Origin of the sequence: Streptomyces sp. BE20 (assembly GCF_036322525.1) — a bacterium.
GTDB lineage: Bacteria > Actinomycetota > Actinomycetes > Streptomycetales > Streptomycetaceae > Kitasatospora.
The window spans coordinates 1-325 of record NZ_JAQYWW010000875.1 but is presented as its reverse complement, the minus strand read 5'-3'; the positions used below and the strand labels follow the sequence as shown (position 1 = coordinate 325).

The window sequence follows — 325 nt, the reverse complement described above, 5'->3', positions numbered from 1 at the left end:
GTGTTTTTTTTGTTTTTTTTTTTTTTTTTTGTTTTTTTTTTTTGTTTTTTTTTTTGTTTTTTTTTTTTTTTTTTTTTTTTTTTTGTTTTTTTGTTTTTTGTGTGTGGTTTTTTTTTTGTGGGTTTGTTGGGGGGTTTGGGGGTGGGGTGGTGGGTGGTGTGTTTTTTTTGGTGTTTGGGGGGGGGGGGGGGGGGGGCGGGGCCGCCCGGGCCCCCCCCCCCCCCGCCCCCCCCCCCCACCCCCCCAGAGCCGCCCCACCCAAGCGGCGGGCCCCGCCTACGACGTGCCGGCCGCCGCGCCCCCCCCCGCCCGCCCCACCCCCCCC

At 56.3% G+C, this 325-nt stretch carries 1 pseudogene; it reads left to right on the top strand.

The annotated features are described in order from the left end of the window. A pseudogene (locus tag PUR61_RS45425) lies at nucleotides 1-325 on the top strand (hypothetical protein); the annotation flags it as partial.